Origin of the sequence: Facklamia sp. P12955, assembly GCF_050409565.1 — a bacterium.
Classification (GTDB): Bacteria; Bacillota; Bacilli; order Lactobacillales; family Aerococcaceae; genus Facklamia.
The window spans coordinates 1-1,524 of record NZ_JBNUPF010000053.1; the positions used below are offsets into that span (position 1 = coordinate 1).

Sequence of the window (1,524 nt, forward strand, 5' to 3'; positions counted from 1 at the left end):
AACCCGTGTTACCGCCGTGAAAGGGCGGTGTCTTAACCGCTTGACCAACGGGCCAATATCAAAACTCATTGGCAAGTATATAAGAATAACGGAGAAGGAGGGATTTGAACCCTCGCGCCGGTATAAACCGACCTACACCCTTAGCAGGGGCGCCTCTTCAGCCACTTGAGTACTTCCCCATGAGCCAATTCAAAATAACAATTAATTATTGCTATGGGCCTGAGTGGACTCGAACCACCGACCTCACCCTTATCAGGGGTGCGCTCTAACCAGCTGAGCTACAGGCCCATTATCAATAAAGCGGGTGAGGAGAATCGAACTCCCGACAACAGCTTGGAAGGCTGTGGTTTTACCACTAAACTACACCCGCATATTCTCAAAGGAGGATGTGGGATTCGAACCCACGCGCGCTCTTACACGCCTGACGGTTTTCAAGACCGTTCCCTTCAGCCGAACTTGGGTAATCCTCCGTTAACCAATGGCAAAATCCATAATGCATAATGGACCTTGTAGGACTCGAACCTACGACCACCCCGTTATGAGCGGGGAGCTCTAACCACCTGAGCTAAAGGTCCGGCCTTAGATAGCGGCGAAGGGGATCGAACCCATGACCTCCCGGGTATGAACCGGACGCTCTAGCCAGCTGAGCTACACCGCCAAAAAATGGAGAATAGCGGGATCGAACCGCTGACCTCCTGCGTGCAAAGCAGGCGCTCTCCCAGCTGAGCTAATCCCCCATATAAGAATAAACAAATCGGGAAGACAGGATTCGAACCTGCGACCCCTTGGTCCCAAACCAAGTGCTCTACCAAGCTGAGCTACTTCCCGTTTTACTCTAATACACCCGGCAGGATTCGAACCTGCAACCGCCTGATTCGTAGTCAGGTACTCTATCCAGTTGAGCCACGGGTGCAAAATATTTTATCATTCACAATAAAGTGAAATGCCGAGGGCCGGAGTCGAACCGGCACGGTGATCACTCACCGCAGGATTTTAAGTCCTGTGCGTCTGCCAATTCCGCCACCCCGGCTTTAAAAGCCTAAATGTATCTTGGCAAAGCGGAAGACGGGGTTCGAACCCGCGACCCCCACCTTGGCAAGGTGGTGTTCTACCACTGAACTACTTCCGCAAAAGTGCCGGCTAAAGGACTTGAACCCTCGACCCTCTGATTACAAATCAGATGCTCTACCAACTGAGCTAAGCCGGCATAATATAACTTAGGATTTCCAATTATAAATCATAAGTGATCAAAATGCAAGTGCGGGTGAAGGGACTTGAACCCCCACGCCCGAAGGCGCCAGATCCTAAATCTGGTGCGTCTGCCAATTCCGCCACACCCGCAAATTAAAATTCCTTGATGTTTTCATTTAGGAATATGACCCGTGCAGGATTCGAACCTGCGACCCACTGATTAAAAGTCAGTTGCTCTACCGACTGAGCTAACGAGTCAAGAGTGGGGAATGACGGGATCGAACCGCCGACATCCTGCTTGTAAGGCAGACGCTCTCCCAGCTGAGCTAATTC

The 1,524-nt window shown here is 51.1% G+C and carries 15 tRNA genes; all 15 read right to left on the reverse strand.

The features are described from left to right. Positions 1-89 precede the first annotated feature (89 nt). Positions 90-179 (reverse strand) — tRNA-Ser (locus tag ACQV2G_RS09000). A gap of 35 nt (positions 180-214) precedes the next feature. Further along, a tRNA-Ile gene (locus tag ACQV2G_RS09005) sits at positions 215-288 on the reverse strand. An 11-nt stretch (positions 289-299) separates the two neighbouring features. Beyond that, positions 300-370 (reverse strand) — tRNA-Gly (locus ACQV2G_RS09010). Between the two features lie 10 nt (positions 371-380). Beyond that, a tRNA-Ser gene (locus ACQV2G_RS09015) sits at positions 381-470 on the reverse strand. A gap of 31 nt (positions 471-501) precedes the next feature. Next, positions 502-575: transfer RNA gene (locus ACQV2G_RS09020), tRNA-Ile, on the reverse strand. A gap of 9 nt (positions 576-584) precedes the next feature. Continuing rightward, positions 585-658, reverse strand: a tRNA-Met gene (locus ACQV2G_RS09025). Positions 659-664: 6 nt separating this feature from the next. Beyond that, positions 665-737, reverse strand: a tRNA-Ala gene (locus ACQV2G_RS09030). Between the two features lie 17 nt (positions 738-754). Continuing rightward, positions 755-828, reverse strand: a tRNA-Pro gene (locus ACQV2G_RS09035). 11 nt (positions 829-839) lie between these two features. Then, a tRNA-Arg gene (locus ACQV2G_RS09040) sits at positions 840-913 on the reverse strand. A gap of 31 nt (positions 914-944) precedes the next feature. Next, positions 945-1,030, reverse strand: a tRNA-Leu gene (locus tag ACQV2G_RS09045). Between the two features lie 27 nt (positions 1,031-1,057). Next, a tRNA-Gly gene (locus ACQV2G_RS09050) sits at positions 1,058-1,129 on the reverse strand. Between the two features lie 5 nt (positions 1,130-1,134). Continuing rightward, positions 1,135-1,207 (reverse strand) — tRNA-Thr (locus ACQV2G_RS09055). 52 nt (positions 1,208-1,259) lie between these two features. Further along, positions 1,260-1,341, reverse strand: a tRNA-Leu gene (locus ACQV2G_RS09060). A gap of 35 nt (positions 1,342-1,376) precedes the next feature. Beyond that, a tRNA-Lys gene (locus tag ACQV2G_RS09065) sits at positions 1,377-1,449 on the reverse strand. Between the two features lie 5 nt (positions 1,450-1,454). Next, positions 1,455-1,524, reverse strand: a tRNA-Val gene (locus ACQV2G_RS09070).